The sequence below is a fragment of the Trinickia sp. EG282A genome, from assembly GCF_040965455.1.
GTDB lineage: Bacteria > Pseudomonadota > Gammaproteobacteria > Burkholderiales > Burkholderiaceae > Trinickia > Trinickia symbiotica.
Genome location: NZ_JBFRCC010000045.1, coordinates 1 through 412 on the forward strand (window position 1 = coordinate 1; position 412 = coordinate 412).

The window sequence follows — 412 nt, forward strand, 5'->3', positions numbered from 1 at the left end:
TGCTCGACGCGGGCTGCGGTCCGGGCATCGTGAGCGCGGAGCTGGCGCGCGAGGGCGCACGCGTGCAGGCCTTCGACGTCACGCCCGCGATGGTCGAACTGGCGAAGGCGCGTTGCGCTGGCCTCGCCGTCGACGTCGCGCAGGGCGACCTCGCGCGGCCGCTCGCATGGCTCGCGAGTGCTTCGGTCGACCGCATCGTGTGCTCGCTGGCCCTCGACTACGTCGAGCACCTCGCGCCGACGTTTCAGGAGTTTCACCGCGTGGCGCGCCCCGGCGCGCTGCTGGTGTTTTCGATGTCCCATCCCATGCGCGACTGGATCGACACGCGCACGCGCGGATCGCGCACCTACTTCGAGACGACGCGATTCGGCCTGCATTGGGGCGGCTTCGGCGAGCCGAAGCCGTGGGTGGA

At 71.1% G+C, this 412-nt stretch carries 1 protein-coding gene; it reads left to right on the forward strand.

Annotated features, from left to right (window positions below):
- Window positions 1–412, forward strand: a 412-nt coding sequence (locus AB4Y31_RS31840) for a class I SAM-dependent methyltransferase (RefSeq protein WP_368677430.1), incomplete at both ends; no start/stop codon positions are given.